Consider the following 15,208-nt stretch of genomic DNA (forward strand, 5'->3'; position numbering starts at 1 on the left):
TTCTTGTTGAACGCTTTTGAAGTCGTCGCTTATCTTTTGTGTGACTGGGTCGACGCTAGTGTTTGGGCCAAGGTCGACGGTCGCGGGGGCTTTCTGCTCCATCCCGACGCTTTTGCCCGGATCAGGGTTAACAGTGATTTGAGTATATCCATTGCCTGAGTCTGGCACGGTCTCCTTCACTAGTTCCTGTTTTTGAGGTGGACTGGAATCGATTGAGCGTTTCTGGCGCTGACCAACGTTTGCCGAAGCAGGCTCGGACAGTGCGGGGTAGGTGTTAGGGCGAGGGGAGCCGACTAGCATGAAAAACCTCAGATTTTATGACTGAACTAGGTAGCCCCTGAGTGGTGATGCTGTAGGTAAAGTTCCATTGGCTGTGTAGCTCTTTGCAACCTTTGGGATCGGCTTGGTTCCTACTCATCCTCCCCGGTAAACGTGCAATGGTCAAAACGTTCTCAAGTACTCTTTTCTTCGACCGGTACGTGCATACGATCACGGTTGGCCAGCGTCGGGAACAGCTTGATCCACACCCCGGTTACCACCAAAGTGCCAACCCCGCCCATCACCACCGCAGGCACGGTGCCAAACCAGTGGGCGGTAATCCCGGATTCGAATTCGCCCAATTGATTGGACGCACCGATAAACAGGCCATTGACCGCACTCACCCGCCCGCGCATTTCATCTGGCGTTTCCAACTGCACGAACGACGCACGGATCACCATGCTGATCATGTCTGCCGCGCCCAGTACCACCAGCACCGCCAGTGAAAACCAGAACGAAGTCGACAGGCCGAAGGCAATGGTTGCCACCCCGAACACGCCGACGGCGGTGAACATTACGCGGCCCACCTGGCGGTCTACCGAAAAGCGCGCCAGCCACAGTGACATCAGCAATGCGCCCACGGCCGGGGCCGACCGCAGCAGGCCCAGGCCCCAGGCACCGGTCAGCAGGATGTCCTTGGCGAACACCGGCAACAGCGCGGTGGCGCCGCCCAGCAGCACGGCAAACAGGTCCAGGGAGATGGCGCCGAGAATGTCCGGGCGGCTGCGGATAAAGCGAATACCGGCCAGCAACGAGTCCATCGTGGCCTTGGCTTTGTTCAGTGGGGTCTGGCGTGCGGGCAGGTTCAGGGTCAGCACGCAGGCAATCAGGTACAGCGCCACGGTGGGACCGTACACCCACACACTGCCAAACGCGTAAAGCAGGCCGCCCAGGGCCGGTGCGACGATGGTTGCCAGTTGCTGGGCCGATTGCGAGGCGGCCACGGCGCGGGGGAACAGCGCGCTGGGCACGATGCTCGGCAACAGCGCCTGGGTGGTAGGCATTTCAAACGAACGTGCGGCGCCCAGCAGGAAGGCGAGGATAAAGATCATCTCGCGGGTCACGTTGCCGGTCAGGCCGCCGATGGCCAGGGACAAGGCAATGAGTGCCTGTAACGTCTGGCAGATAGCGGCGACCCGGCGCCGTTCATAGCGGTCAGCCACGTGACCGGTGTGCAGCATGAACAGTACGCGCGGTATGAATTCCACCAGGCCGACCAGGCCCAGGTCCAGGACGTTGCCGGTCAGTTGGTAGAGGTTCCAGCCAATTGCCACAGTGAGCATCTGGAAGCCGCTGGCCGTGAAGATCCGCGCCAGCCAGAACGCGATGAAAGGGCGGTGGTGACGTAACAGCAACGCAGGTTCACTGGGCATCGGGAATCAGGTCGGCAACGGGAGAATGGCGAGATTAGCATCAAGCTGTAACAAATAGTTGCAAGAACTGAGCTGAGGCAAGCTGTCACGCGGCAAAAGACCACACAGTCCTACAGCAAAAATGGGACTACTCTTTCAACGATGCTTGATCCAGATCAAAACCTGCCCCGGGATTGTTCTGGTGGCCGAAAGGCCAGATTCCCCACGCGATGGGTAATAAAAGAAACGAATTGAAATTCGCCACACTCCATATCCGTGGGGGCAGTGGGTGCAGGCTCCCAGCCAGCAGCCGGTATTACCTGACAGAGGAAGACTTATGTTCGGTTTGGAGGCGCTAGATCTCGCCCGAATTCAATTCGCGTTCACCATCTCATTCCACATCCTGTTCCCGGCGATCACCATCGGCCTGGCCAGTTACCTTGCGGTGCTGGAGGGCTTGTGGCTCAAGACCCACAACGACACCTACCGTGACCTCTATCATTTCTGGTCGAAGATCTTTGCCGTCAACTTCGGCATGGGTGTGGTATCGGGCCTGGTCATGGCCTACCAGTTCGGCACCAACTGGAGCCGCTTCTCAGACTTCGCCGGTGCCGTCACCGGGCCGTTGCTGACGTACGAAGTGCTCACGGCCTTCTTCCTCGAGGCCGGTTTCCTGGGGGTGATGTTGTTTGGCTGGAACAAGGTGGGGCGCAAGCTGCACTTCTTCGCCACCGTGATGGTGGCCGTGGGTACGTTGATCTCCACGTTCTGGATTCTCGCCTCCAACAGCTGGATGCAGACGCCCCAGGGCTTTGAAATCATCGATGGCCGCGTGATACCGACCGACTGGTTGGCGGTGATCTTCAACCCCTCGTTCCCCTACCGCCTGATGCATATGGCCACAGCGGCGTTCGTGGCCACGGCCTTCTTCGTCGGCTCGTCGGCGGCCTGGCATCTACTGCGCGGCAAGGACAACCCGGCGATCCGCAAAATGCTCTCGATGGCGATGTGGATGGCCTTGATCGTTGCGCCCATCCAGGCGGTGATCGGCGACTTCCACGGCCTCAATACCCTCAAGCATCAGCCGGCCAAGATCGCCGCGATTGAAGGCCACTGGGAAAATATCGGCAACGAACCCACGCCGCTGATCCTGTTCGGCTGGCCGGACATGAAAGCCGAGAAAACCAAATACGCGGTCGAGATTCCGTACCTGGGTAGCCTGATCCTGACTCACTCCCTGGACAAGCAGGTGCCGGCGCTCAAGGAGTTCCCGCCTGAAGACCGCCCCAACTCCACCGTTGTGTTCTGGTCGTTCCGGGTCATGGTCGGCCTGGGGTTCCTGATGATCTTCACCGGTCTGTTCAGCCTGTGGCTGCGCCGGGGCGACAAGATGTACACGTCCAAACCGTTCCTGTACCTGGCGTTGTGGATGGGCCCGTCTGGCCTGATTGCGATTCTTGCCGGCTGGTTCACCACCGAAATCGGTCGCCAGCCCTGGGTGGTCTACGGGTTGATGCGCACGGCGGATGCCTCCTCCGGGCATAGCCTGACGCAGATGACCATTACCCTGGTGTTGTTCGTGGTGGTGTACTTCGCGCTGTTCGGTGCGGGCCTGGGCTACATGATGCGCCTGGTGCGCAAAGGTCCTGTGACCCACGACAGTACCGAGCCAGCCCACGGTGGCCCTGGCCAGAAACGCACCCCGGCGCGTCCGTTGTCTGCTGCCGACGACGGCAGTGACAACGACCACGACCACATCCAGCACAAGGGGAATTGAGATGGGTATTGATCTTCCGCTGATCTGGGCCGTGATCATCATCTTCGGCATCATGATGTACGTGGTCATGGACGGCTTCGACCTGGGTATCGGCATTCTTTTTCCGTTTATCCCGGGCAAAGTCGACCGTGACGTGATGATGAACACCGTGGCACCCGTATGGGACGGCAACGAAACCTGGCTGGTACTCGGCGGCGCGGCGTTGTTCGGCGCGTTCCCGCTGGCCTATTCGGTGGTGCTGTCGGCGCTGTACCTGCCGCTGATCCTGATGCTGATCGGGCTGATCTTCCGCGGCGTGGCCTTTGAGTTCCGCTTCAAGGCCAAGGACCACAAGCGTCACCTGTGGGACAAGGCGTTTATTGGCGGCTCGCTGGCGGCGACCTTCTTCCAGGGGGTGGCGTTGGGCGCCTTTATCGACGGTATTCCGGTGGTGGATCGCCAGTTCGCCGGCGGTTCACTGGACTGGCTCACACCCTTCACGATGTTCTGCGGCGTGGCGCTGATCGTGGCGTATGCCTTGCTCGGCTGCACCTGGCTGATCATGAAGACCGAAGGCAAGTTGCAGGAGCAGATGCACAACCTGGCGCGGCCATTGGCCTTCGTGGTGTTGGCGGTGATCGGCATCGTCAGCATCTGGACGCCGCTGACCCACCCGGAAATCGCGTCGCGCTGGTTCACCTTGCCGAACCTGTTCTGGTTCCTGCCGGTGCCGATCCTGGTGCTGGTTACCATGTACGGGCTGATCCGCGCCGTGGCACGTAATGCGCACTACACGCCGTTCCTGTTGACGCTGGTGCTGATTTTCCTCGGCTACAGTGGCCTGGGGATCAGCCTGTGGCCGAACATCATCCCGCCGTCCGTGTCGATCTGGGATGCCGCCGCGCCGCCGCAAAGCCAGGGCTTCATGCTGGTGGGCACGTTGTTCATCATCCCGTTCATCCTGGGCTACACCTTCTGGAGCTACTACGTGTTCCGCGGCAAGGTCACCCACGAAGACGGCTATCACTAGGAGGGTTGAAACATGTCCAAACCTTCGTTGCACGAAATTGAACAGGCCGAGAAGCAGCCATTGTGGCGGCGCCTGGGGTGGCTGGCGATGATCTGGACCGGCAGCGTGCTGGCCCTGTTCGTGGTGGCCAGCCTGATGCGCATGTTCATGAATGCGGCAGGCCTGAGCACCCACTGAAGCTGTAGGAGCGAGCTTGCTCGCGAAAAACGTCAACGATAACGCGGGGTGCCTGACGCCCCGCGGTATTCTCAGGCTTTTCGCGAGCAAGCTCGCTCCTACAAAAAAGCAGGGCTTTTTATTTTCGCGCTTTGAGGATGACGAACTTGGGCGTGGCCGCTACTTGTTCGACGCCACGGAACAGCCGCGCCAACTTGCTGTGGTAGCCCAGGTGACGATTACCTACGATATACAGGGCTCCGCCGACCACCAGAGCTTCGCGTGCCTGCTGGAACATACGCCAGGCGAGGAAGTCACCGACCACTTGTTGTTGGTGGAACGGCGGGTTGCACAGCACCACGTCCAGCGATTGCGCCTCCTGGCCGGCCAGGCCGTCGTCGGCACGTACGCTGACGTCCCGTTCACCCAAGGCGGCTTGCCAGTTTTCGGCGGCCGATTGCACTGCCATATACGACTCATCCACCAAGGTGTAGTGCGCGTCGGGGTTTTGCAGGGCGCTGGCAATCGCTAGTACGCCGTTGCCGCAGCCCAGGTCCGCCACGCGGGCGCGGCCCAGGCTTTTTGGCAGATGCGGCAGGAAGGCACGGGTGCCGATGTCCAGGCCTTCGCGGCAAAACACGTTGGCGTGGTTACACAACTCGATGACCGGCGCATCCAGAGTATAGCGGGTCGGGTAGGGCGAGACCGCGGCAGGGCGCTGCTCGACGCTGGCGATCAGCAACCGTGCCTTTTTGACCGCCAATGAGGCGTGCATGGGCCCGATGTAACGCTCCAGCAATTCACCTGCGGCCCGGGGCAAATGCTTGACCATCGCACCTGCGATCACCTCGGCGCCGGGCGCCAGTTGCCCTTGCAGGCGGATCAGTTGTTCTTCCAGCAACGCCAGGGTTTTCGGCACGCGGATCAACACGCGATCGAACGGCCCGGTCGCGAGCTGGCTAGCCGGTATGAAGGGCGCGGCATCGAAGGGCTTGCCGTTGCGCACCAGGTTTTTTTCCAGGCCCTGGGCGGCGAGGAACGAATCGCCGCTGGAGGTTACCTGTACCTGGCCCTGAAGGCTGGCCGCCAGGGCGCCGAAGCTGTCATTGAGGACCAGCACGCGGGTGGCGGCAGTGGGCTGTTGCGCGGCGAGGTGGCTGAGCAGGTATTCGTCGGCGGCATCGAAGGCTTGCAGCGGATCATTGTGTTGCTCTGGCTGACGAATCAGGTCGAGCTGGGCGAAAGGGCTGTCAAGCAGGGGCATGGCGGGGCAAGGCTCTGGGTAATCGACGGACCGTCTGAGTGAACGGCGGGGGCCACGCGAAGCGCACCCTCAACACTCAGAATTGGCCGTAAATATTACGTTTTTTTCAACGCGATGACATGCGGTGTTTTGCGTGGGCTAAAACAGCCCGGCTTTAGCGGCACGCAGCACCGCCTGGATCTTGTTATGCACGCCCAGCTTCTTGAAGGTACTGCTGATATGAAAGCCCACGGTGCGCTCGGACAGGCAAAGAATCGCGGCAATCTCGGAGGCGGTCTTGCCCATCGCGGACCACTTGAGTATTTCTGTTTCCCGGGCAGTCAATTTGCTGGGCGCTTTGATCTCGGGTGCGTTGGCGTACTTGCGCGCGACCACCGCATGCATCACATGGCAAAGCCACAACACCTGGGCGGTTTTTTCGTAGAGCTCTGCAGGGGTGACCTTGCCCTTGCTGCGAACCAGGGTCAGCATGCTGAACACCCCCTGGAAATCATGCACAGGTTGGGTCCAGCCGAAATGCACTCCGCATGCCTGGGCCAACTCCCACAGCTGGGGGGCGTCAGCAAATGTTTTTTGCTCCCAGAGAATGGGCAGTACCGAAGTTTTACAGTGGGTTACAACGGGGTCTACATCGAAGAAGTGTGCTTTTTTATAAATACTGAGCCATTCATTTGGATAGTTATTGAATAAAATTGGTTTTGTAGGGGGGCATTGTGATTGGGTGCTCATGGTAAAGGAGCAATATTCGAAGCCTAGTTCATAGGTGTGGTTTATCACCATCTCAAACACACTGGTGATTTCACTCTCGCCGTCCAGCTTGGGTAGCCGGGTATTATGCCAATTGACCATCGGTGACTCTCCATAGGTGTCTGTGTAACCTGGGTACGTCCTGATCTCCCAATGCAGCTCGAAAAGAAGTGTAGGGTAAGTCCTACAATTGAGTTTAAAAAAAATTTTATCTACAGGGCTCGTTTAGTTCGCCGGTTTTGTACAAGACTCGAAGTTTTGTATAGGAGCGCTTGGCAGGGGCTTTTTTTTCAATGTTTTGAAGGTGGTATCAAAATGATGTCGCTGTAAAGTGCCGTTGCTTCTAGTGAGGTATTCGGGGCACGTTAATAGCCAAATAATTAGTTCCGGAGTGGAGTGCATGGTTGACCCCGTGATGGGCAAAAAACGTGCAGCCCAGCTGAGTGTGCTTTGAGCGATTGCAAAGCCAGTACCAATCATCGGTGTTTGCGCGGGCTGTTTTGAGGGACACTAAAGGCCTGTGCAAAACGGAGCCCCCCATGACGGCCAGTGCTGAGAAATTTACCCGCCAGACCCTGCTCGATGTGCAATCGCTGACCCCCAGCCTGTTCACCCTGCGCACCACCCGCGATGCCGGTTTTCGTTTTACCGCCGGCCAGTTCGTGCGCCTGGGCGTTACCAAGGCGGATGGCAGCACCGTCTGGCGTGCCTATTCCATCGTGTCTTCGCCGTTTGACGAGCATCTGGATTTCTTTTCCATCGTGGTCCCCGGTGGTGAGTTCACCAGTGAACTGAGCCGTCTGAAGGCGGGCGATACCTTGCTGGTAGAGCGCCAGGCTACGGGTTTTCTGACCCTCAACCGCTTTGTCGACGGGCGCGACCTGTGGTTGCTGGGAACCGGTACGGGCGTTGCGCCGTTCCTGTCGATCCTGCAGGACTTCGAAGTCTGGGAAAAATTCGAGCGCATCATCCTGGTGTACAGCGCCCGGGAAGCCAAGGAACTGGCCTACCAGTCGCTGATCGACACACTGGGTGAGCGCGAGTACCTGGCCGAGTACGCCCACAAGCTCACCTACATTCCTATCGTCACCCGCGAGCAGCATCCGGGCGCATTGAATGGGCGTATTACGGCCTTGATCGAAAATGGCGAATTGGAGCGGGCCGCCGGCGTGGAGCTGACGGCGCAGGATTCGCGCGTACTGATTTGCGGCAACCCACAGATGGTCGATGACACGCGCCAGTTGCTCAAGCAGCGGGACATGCAACTGAGCCTGAGCCGACGGCCTGGCCAGGTGGCGGTAGAAAATTATTGGTAGAAAAAAGGCGCCTTGCGAGGCGCCTTTTTTGCATCCACCGGTTAAAGCGGCTTGTTGTTCTGTGCCTTGAGCAGATCGCGGATCTCGCCCAGCAGCACTTCTTCCTTGCTCGGCGTCGGCGGCAGGCTTGGGGCCACGGCTTCTTCGCGCTTCAGACGGTTGATCGCCTTCACGCCCATGAAGATTGCAAACGCGACGATCACAAAGTCGATGATGCTCTGGATGAACTTGCCGTAGGCCAGGACAACAGCGGGGACATCACCCTGTGCGGCCTTGAGCGTGACGGCCAGATCGGCAAAGTCCACACCACCGATCAGCAGGCCGATGGGAGGCATTATCACGTCGCCTACAAATGAGGAAACAATCTTGCCGAAGGCAGCACCGATGATGATACCGACGGCCATGTCGACCACATTACCTTTGACCGCGAAGGCCTTGAACTCACTGATCACGCCCATAGGTTATTCCTTGTTACAGTTGAGGAGGGTGGAGGTCAGTGTAATTCAGTCGAACAGCGCTTGCTCGACACAACTGTTAACACTGTCGGTTTTTATCGACACATCAAATCGCAAATAGTTTGCAAAGTGCCATCAATCGCGCGCGAATTAGCCGCTATTTCAGCGGGTTACCAGATTTTTTTCTTAATCGGGTCTGTGGTGTTTTTCTATTTATCTTCTGACTCGCAGGTCACTAGCCTCTGACAAGCACAACAGAATGTGCGCTAAAAAAACCAGAGGAAACCTCGATGAACACTCCAATCAGCCGCAGGCCCGTGTCGGCGCGCCATGCGCTGGCACTGGTAACCGCCAGCCTGCTTTCCCTCTCTGTGCAAGCCGCCAACCTGACCCGCGATAACGGGGCCAACGTCGGTGATAACCAGAACTCCCAGACCGCCGGCGCCAATGGCCCGGTGTTGCTGCAGGATGTGCAACTGATCCAGAAGCTGCAGCGCTTCGACCGCGAACGCATCCCGGAGCGCGTGGTGCACGCACGCGGCACGGGCGCCCATGGCACCTTCACCGTGACCGACAACCTCAGCGACCTGACCAAGGCCAAAGTGTTCGCCGCCGGTGAAACCACGCCGGTGTTCGTGCGCTTCTCGGCGGTGGTGCATGGCAACCACTCCCCGGAAACCCTGCGGGACCCACGGGGCTTCGCCACCAAGTTCTATACCGCCGAAGGTAACTGGGACCTGGTCGGTAATAACTTCCCAACGTTCTTTATTCGCGATGCCATCAAGTTCCCGGACATGGTCCATGCCTTTAAACCGGACCCGCGCACTAACCTGGACGATGACTCGCGCCGTTTCGACTTCTTCTCCCATGTTCCAGAGTCCACTCGTACACTGACCGAGTTGTACTCGGACTCCGGCACCCCCGCCAGTTACCGCGAAATGGACGGCAATGGCGTACATGCCTACAAGTTGATTAACACTAAAGGTGAAGTGCACTACGTCAAGTTTCATTGGAAGAGCCTGCAGGGCATCAAGAACCTTGATCCCAAGCAAGTTACCGAAGTACAAGGGCGTGACTACAGCCATATGACCAATGATCTGGTCACGCACATCAACAAAGGCGACTTCCCTAAGTGGGACCTGTATGTGCAGGTGCTCAAGCCTGAAGACCTGGCCAAGTTTGATTTCGACCCACTGGATGCCACCAAGATCTGGCCGAATGTGCCCGAGCGCAAAGTCGGGCAAATGGTGCTGAACCGCAACCCGGCCAATGTGTTCCAGGAAACCGAGCAAGTCGCGATGGCCCCGGCCAACCTGGTACCGGGTATCGAGCCGTCGGAAGACCGCTTGCTGCAGGGGCGGGTGTTCTCCTACGCCGATACGCAGATGTACCGCCTGGGCGCGAACGCCCTGCAGTTGCCGATCAACGCTCCACGGGTCACCGTCAACAACGGCAACCAGGATGGCGCGATGAACTTTGGCAAGACCACCACCGGTGTGAATTACCAGCCAAGCCGCCTGTTGCCGCGGGAAGAGCCGCAAGCCGCACGCTACAGCCAGGCGCCGCTGTCGGGCAGCACCCAGCAGGCCAAGATCCAGCGTGAGCAGAACTTCAAGCAGGCCGGTGACCTGTACCGTTCCTACACCAAGAAAGAGCGCGAAGACCTGATCAACAACTTCGGCGGCTCATTGGCCACCACCGATGACGAGAGCAAGCACATCATCCTGTCGTTCCTCTACAAGGCCGATCCCGAGTACGGCACTGGCGTGGCCAAGGTCGCCAAGGGCGACCTGGCTCGCGTAAAGGCGCTGGCGGAAAAACTGACTGACTGATTCGTTGGTTATGGTCGGCGCCTTCACGGGCGTCGACCTTTGGCAGGAGAACACCCTATGCGCATCACTATCGGTTTACTGATGGCCATGCTGGCCTTCGCTGCCCATGCCGAGTCCCCCGACCCGGTGGCGCTCAAGGCACAGTTGCAGGACTACTATTTCGACGCCGCCCGTCGTGGCGACCTCGACATGCTCAACACCTTCATAGAGTCCGGCTACGGCCTCAATGCCCAGGATGACAAGGGCTACACCGCATTGATCCTGGCTGCTTATCACGGCCAGGGCCCGTATGTGGAGCGTCTGCTCGATGCCGGCGCCGACGCCTGCGTGCAGGATAAACGCGGTAACACAGCGTTGATGGGCGCCATCTTCAAAGGTGAGCTGAAAATCGCCCAGCGCCTGTTGGCCACCGACTGCAACCCCGACCAGCGCAACGGCGCAGGGCAGACCGCTGCCATGTACGCCGGGTTGTTCAAGCGCGTCGAATTGTTGGGGGCGCTGCAAGCCAAAGGCGCAGACCTGAACGCCGAGGACCCGGTCGGTAACAGTGCTTCACGTTTAGCCAAGGGCGAAATCCGGACCCCAGCGTCGCGCTGAGCTATCATCGCGGTTTTTCGGTTGGAGGTTCTCATATGGCAAAGGCCAAGCGCATGTACGGCTGCACAGAGTGCGGCGCGACCTTTCCCAAATGGGCGGGCCAGTGCTCCGAATGCGGCGCGTGGAACACCCTGACTGAAACCATGATCGAGAGCGGCGGTGCCGCGGCCCCCACCGGCCGTGCCGGCTGGACCGGGCAACAGGCGCAGATCAAGACCCTGGCCGAAGTCAGCGTCGAAGAGATTCCGCGCTTTTCCACCGCCTCCGGCGAACTGGACCGGGTCTTGGGCGGTGGTCTGGTGGACGGCTCGGTGGTGCTGATCGGCGGTGACCCGGGCATCGGCAAGTCCACGATCCTGCTGCAAACCCTGTGCAGCATCGCCAGCCGCATGCCTGCGCTGTATGTCACCGGCGAAGAGTCCCAGCAGCAAGTGGCCATGCGTGCCCGACGATTGGGCTTGCCCCAGGACCAACTGCGGGTCATGACCGAAACCTGCATTGAAAGCATCATCGCCACGGCGCGCATCGAAAAGCCCAAGGTCATGGTCATTGACTCGATCCAGACGATTTTCACTGAACAACTGCAATCGGCCCCTGGTGGCGTGTCCCAGGTACGTGAAAGCGCGGCGCTGTTGGTGCGTTACGCCAAGCAGAGCGGCACGGCGATCTTCCTGGTCGGCCACGTGACCAAGGAAGGCGCACTGGCCGGGCCACGGGTGTTGGAACATATGGTCGACACCGTGTTGTATTTCGAAGGGGAGTCCGACGGTCGCCTGCGCTTGCTTCGGGCGGTGAAGAACCGTTTTGGCGCCGTCAACGAACTTGGGGTGTTCGCCATGACCGACCGGGGGCTGAAAGAGGTCTCGAACCCCTCGGCGATTTTTCTCACCCGCGCCCAGGAAGAAGTCCCAGGCAGTGTGGTGATGGCCACGTGGGAAGGCACCCGGCCGATGCTGGTGGAAGTCCAGGCGCTGGTGGATGACAGCCATTTGGCCAACCCACGGCGGGTCACACTGGGCCTGGACCAGAACCGCCTGGCGATGCTGCTGGCGGTGCTGCACCGGCATGGCGGCATTCCGACCCACGACCAGGATGTGTTCCTCAACGTGGTGGGCGGGGTCAAGGTGTTGGAGACCGCGTCCGACCTGGCGTTGATGGCGGCGGTGATGTCCAGCCTGCGTAATCGGCCGTTGCCCCATGACTTGCTGGTGTTTGGCGAGGTGGGTTTGTCGGGCGAAGTGCGCCCGGTGCCGAGTGGGCAGGAGCGCTTGAAGGAAGCGGCCAAGCATGGCTTCAAACGGGCGATTGTGCCCAAGGGCAATGCGCCGAAGGAGGCGCCGCCGGGGTTGCAGATTATTGCTGTGACGCGGCTGGAGCAGGCGTTGGATGCCCTGTTCGAATAATCCGCAGCACCGCTGAACCCCTGTGGGAGCTGGCTTGCCTGCGATGGCGGTGTATCAGGCAAGAATGGGTAAGCTGACCCGCCGCTATCGCAGGCAAGCCAGCTCCCACATTTTGATTGATGTGCGTTTTCAGATCTCCAGCAGGGCGCCCAGCTCGCGCTCCAGTTCTTGCTCATCACCCAGGTTCAGCTCAACGAACCTACGCAAATGGCTGATCGAATCCAGATCAATGTGTTTGCACACAAAGCCCAATTGACCCTGATCTTCATGGGTCAGCCGCGCTTGCATCTTTATATGCGTCTTCTGGTCCAGGCGTATGTCGACGTCAAAGGGCAGCGCTTTATTTCCCTTCCAGTTGTCAGGCCGTTCCACCAGCAATCCTTTGAGTGACAGATCCACCAGTTTTACCGGCCATTCGCTGCCGCTTTGCCGAAGTTCGGCCGTGGCATCAAAGGCGATCCGGCGAAAACGGCGACGTTCGGACGCATGCTCGGTCATGGTAAAGCCCTCTGTGAATGGGAGGAGTGTAGCCCGGGGCCATCAAGGGGCGTTTATTTCGGCTTTTTTTAACGGTTGAAGGCTCTAGACCAACGTAGGGGGCTGGTCTTTAAGGCCAGTAGCGCTAAACTCGGGCTGGCTGTCCTTTCTGTCCACCCTGGCTGGAATATAAAAATGAAAAATAATAATAGCCTGCTACGCCACTTACCCTGGCTGGTGCTGGCAATTGTAGGAGCGTGCGCCCTGGGCGTAGTGGCCTTGCGCCGCGGCGAGGCGATCAACGCCTTGTGGATTGTGGTCGCTGCGGTGGCCATCTACCTGGTTGCGTACCGTTACTACAGTCTGTTCATCGCCAACAACGTGATGCAACTCGATCCCCGGCGGGCAACCCCTGCGGTGGTCAACAACGATGGTCTGGACTATGTGCCGACCAACAAACACATTCTTTTCGGTCACCACTTTGCGGCGATTGCCGGTGCAGGCCCGTTGGTCGGCCCGGTGCTGGCGGCGCAAATGGGCTATCTGCCCGGTACCCTGTGGCTGATTGCCGGGGTGGTGCTGGCCGGTGCGGTGCAAGACTTCATGGTCCTGTTCCTGTCCACCCGTCGCAATGGCCGTTCCCTGGGGGACATGGTTCGCGAAGAGATGGGCCGCATTCCGGGGACCATCGCGCTGTTTGGCTGCTTCCTGATCATGATCATCATCCTCGCGGTGCTGGCGCTGATCGTGGTCAAAGCCCTGGCCGAGAGCCCATGGGGCATCTTCACGGTGATGGCGACCATCCCGATCGCGATGTTCATGGGCATCTACATGCGCTACATCCGCCCGGGCCGCATCGGTGAAATCTCGATCATCGGCGTGCTGTTGCTGCTCGGTTCGATCTGGCTGGGCGGGCAGATTGCCGCTGATCCGGTGTGGGCCAAGGCGTTCACCTTCACCGGTATCCAGATCACCTGGATGCTGATCGGCTACGGTTTCGTGGCCGCTGTGCTGCCGGTGTGGCTGATTCTGGCGCCCCGCGACTACCTGTCGACGTTCCTGAAAATCGGCACCATCATCGCCCTGGCGATTGGCATCCTGATCACCATGCCTGATCTGAAAATGCCGGCACTCACCCAGTTCATCGACGGCACCGGCCCGGTGTGGAAGGGCGGCCTGTTCCCGTTCCTGTTCATCACCATTGCTTGTGGCGCGGTCTCGGGCTTCCATGCGCTGATCTCCTCGGGCACCACGCCCAAGTTGCTCGCCAGTGAGAGCCATGCCCGTTACATCGGTTACGGCGGCATGCTGATGGAGTCGTTCGTGGCCATCATGGCGATGGTTGCCGCCTCGGTGATTGAGCCTGGCGTGTACTTCGCCATGAACAGCCCGGCTGCCATTGTCGGCACCGACGTGGTCACCGTGGCGCAAACCGTCAGCAGCTGGGGCTTTGCCATTACGCCTGAGGCGCTGTCGGCCGTTGCCCACGATATCGGTGAAACCACCATCCTGGCACGTGCCGGCGGTGCGCCGACTCTGGCGGTAGGTATCGCGCAGATCCTGCACAGCGTGCTGCCGGGTGAAAACACCATGGCGTTCTGGTACCACTTTGCGATCTTGTTCGAAGCGCTGTTCATCCTTACGGCAGTGGATGCTGGTACCCGCGCCGGTCGTTTCATGCTGCAAGACCTGCTCGGTTCCTTCGTGCCTGCGCTCAAACGCACCGAGTCCTGGACCGCCAACCTGATCGCCACGGCCGGTTGCGTGGCCATGTGGGGCTACTTGCTGTACCAAGGCGTGATCGACCCGCTGGGTGGCATCAATACCTTGTGGCCGCTGTTCGGTATCTCCAACCAGATGCTGGCCGGTATCGCGCTGATGCTGGCGACCGTTGTGCTGATCAAAATGAAGCGTCAGCGCTACATCTGGGTGACCATGTTGCCGGCTGTCTGGCTGCTGATCTGCACCACCACGGCAGGCTTCATCAAGCTGTTCGACGCCAACCCTGCGATCGGCTTCCTGTCGCTGGCCAAGAAATACAGCGATGCCCTGGCTAACGGCCAGATCCTCGCCCCGGCCAAGAGCATCGACCAGATGCAGCACGTGATCTGGAACGCCTACACCAACGCAACGCTGACGGCGCTGTTCCTGTTCGTGGTGTTCAGCATCCTGTTCTATGCGCTCAAAGTCGGCGTCGCCGCCTGGGGCAACAAAGAGCGTACGGATAAAGAAGCCCCGTTCCAGGCTGTACCGGACGCATAACGAGGATTGCAGACATGTTCAATGACATCAGTCGCCTCGGTAAATACCTCGGTCAGGCCGCCCGCTTGATGGTCGGCATGCCCGACTACGACACCTACGTCGAGCATATGCAAACCAAACACCCGGACAAGCCGGTGATGGACTACAAGGCGTTCTTCCGGGAACGCCAGGAAGCCCGTTACGGCGGCAAGGGTGGGCCCAAGTGCTGCTGACCCGGTAACGCGGGCCAATGCAATATCCCTG

General features: G+C 59.5%; 14 protein-coding genes. 9 read left to right on the plus strand and 5 right to left on the minus strand.

The window, feature by feature from the left end; translation table 11 throughout:
- Positions 1 to 452 precede the first annotated feature (452 nt).
- Positions 453 to 1,691: an MFS transporter gene (locus BMH52_RS14575; protein WP_058410077.1), complete on the minus strand. Its 1,239-nt coding sequence runs from the start codon at positions 1,689 to 1,691 to the stop codon at positions 453 to 455.
- Positions 1,692 to 2,007: 316 nt separating this feature from the next.
- On the opposite strand from BMH52_RS14575, the gene BMH52_RS14580 reads away from it, so the two are divergent.
- The 3 genes from BMH52_RS14580 to BMH52_RS14590 are packed head-to-tail and all read left to right on the plus strand — an operon-like array spanning position 2,008 to position 4,633.
- Positions 2,008 to 3,447 carry a cytochrome ubiquinol oxidase subunit I gene (locus tag BMH52_RS14580; protein ID WP_014720025.1) on the plus strand — a complete coding sequence of 480 codons (1,440 nt, stop codon included), beginning with the start codon at positions 2,008 to 2,010 and terminating at the stop codon, positions 3,445 to 3,447.
- A gap of 1 nt (position 3,448) precedes the next feature.
- A complete protein-coding gene (gene cydB, locus BMH52_RS14585) occupies positions 3,449 to 4,456 on the plus strand; it encodes a cytochrome d ubiquinol oxidase subunit II (protein WP_014720024.1) in 1,008 nt (335 codons plus the stop codon).
- Between the two features lie 12 nt (positions 4,457 to 4,468).
- Positions 4,469 to 4,633 carry a DUF2474 domain-containing protein gene (locus BMH52_RS14590; RefSeq protein WP_003194328.1) on the plus strand — a complete coding sequence of 55 codons (165 nt, stop codon included), beginning with the start codon at positions 4,469 to 4,471 and terminating at the stop codon, positions 4,631 to 4,633.
- A 118-nt stretch (positions 4,634 to 4,751) separates the two neighbouring features.
- Here BMH52_RS14590 and BMH52_RS14595 read toward each other — a convergent pair whose 3' ends face one another.
- Both BMH52_RS14595 and BMH52_RS14600 read right to left on the minus strand, forming a co-directional pair.
- Entirely contained in the window at positions 4,752 to 5,876 is a 1,125-nt protein-coding gene (locus BMH52_RS14595) for a class I SAM-dependent methyltransferase (protein ID WP_073844095.1), read from the minus strand.
- Positions 5,877 to 6,014: 138 nt separating this feature from the next.
- Positions 6,015 to 6,725 (minus strand): LuxR family transcriptional regulator, encoded by a 711-nt coding sequence (locus BMH52_RS14600; RefSeq protein WP_038451576.1) that lies wholly within the window; start codon positions 6,723 to 6,725, stop codon positions 6,015 to 6,017.
- A gap of 437 nt (positions 6,726 to 7,162) precedes the next feature.
- On the opposite strand from BMH52_RS14600, the gene BMH52_RS14605 reads away from it, so the two are divergent.
- Positions 7,163 to 7,939 carry a ferredoxin--NADP reductase gene (locus BMH52_RS14605; protein ID WP_073452119.1) on the plus strand — a complete coding sequence of 259 codons (777 nt, stop codon included), beginning with the start codon at positions 7,163 to 7,165 and terminating at the stop codon, positions 7,937 to 7,939.
- Positions 7,940 to 7,980: 41 nt separating this feature from the next.
- Here the strand turns inward: BMH52_RS14605 and mscL are convergent, their stop codons facing one another.
- Positions 7,981 to 8,397, minus strand: coding sequence for a large-conductance mechanosensitive channel protein MscL (mscL, locus tag BMH52_RS14610; protein ID WP_019818024.1), 417 nt, complete (start codon positions 8,395 to 8,397; stop codon positions 7,981 to 7,983).
- 287 nt (positions 8,398 to 8,684) lie between these two features.
- Here mscL and katB point away from each other — a divergent pair, with 287 nt between their 5' ends.
- The 3 genes from katB to radA are packed head-to-tail and all read left to right on the plus strand — an operon-like array spanning position 8,685 to position 12,226.
- Entirely contained in the window at positions 8,685 to 10,226 is a 1,542-nt protein-coding gene (gene katB, locus BMH52_RS14615) for a catalase KatB (protein WP_020301753.1), read from the plus strand.
- Between the two features lie 57 nt (positions 10,227 to 10,283).
- Entirely contained in the window at positions 10,284 to 10,823 is a 540-nt protein-coding gene (locus BMH52_RS14620) for an ankyrin repeat domain-containing protein (RefSeq protein ID WP_073844097.1), read from the plus strand.
- 35 nt (positions 10,824 to 10,858) lie between these two features.
- Positions 10,859 to 12,226 carry a DNA repair protein RadA gene (gene radA / locus BMH52_RS14625; protein ID WP_003194313.1) on the plus strand — a complete coding sequence of 456 codons (1,368 nt, stop codon included), beginning with the start codon at positions 10,859 to 10,861 and terminating at the stop codon, positions 12,224 to 12,226.
- Positions 12,227 to 12,355: 129 nt separating this feature from the next.
- Here the strand turns inward: radA and BMH52_RS14630 are convergent, their stop codons facing one another.
- Positions 12,356 to 12,724, minus strand: coding sequence for a PilZ domain-containing protein (locus BMH52_RS14630; RefSeq protein WP_072435509.1), 369 nt, complete (start codon positions 12,722 to 12,724; stop codon positions 12,356 to 12,358).
- A gap of 174 nt (positions 12,725 to 12,898) precedes the next feature.
- Here BMH52_RS14630 and BMH52_RS14635 point away from each other — a divergent pair, with 174 nt between their 5' ends.
- Positions 12,899 to 14,965, plus strand: coding sequence for a carbon starvation CstA family protein (locus BMH52_RS14635; protein ID WP_014720014.1), 2,067 nt, complete (start codon positions 12,899 to 12,901; stop codon positions 14,963 to 14,965).
- Between the two features lie 14 nt (positions 14,966 to 14,979).
- Complete coding sequence (locus tag BMH52_RS14640; protein ID WP_003194308.1) at positions 14,980 to 15,177, plus strand: YbdD/YjiX family protein; 198 nt, start codon at positions 14,980 to 14,982, stop codon at positions 15,175 to 15,177.
- Positions 15,178 to 15,208: the final 31 nt, after the last annotated feature.

It is taken from the genome of Pseudomonas sp. BTN1 (genome assembly GCF_001907715.1).
GTDB classification, from domain to species: Bacteria; Pseudomonadota; Gammaproteobacteria; order Pseudomonadales; family Pseudomonadaceae; genus Aquipseudomonas; species Aquipseudomonas paracarnis.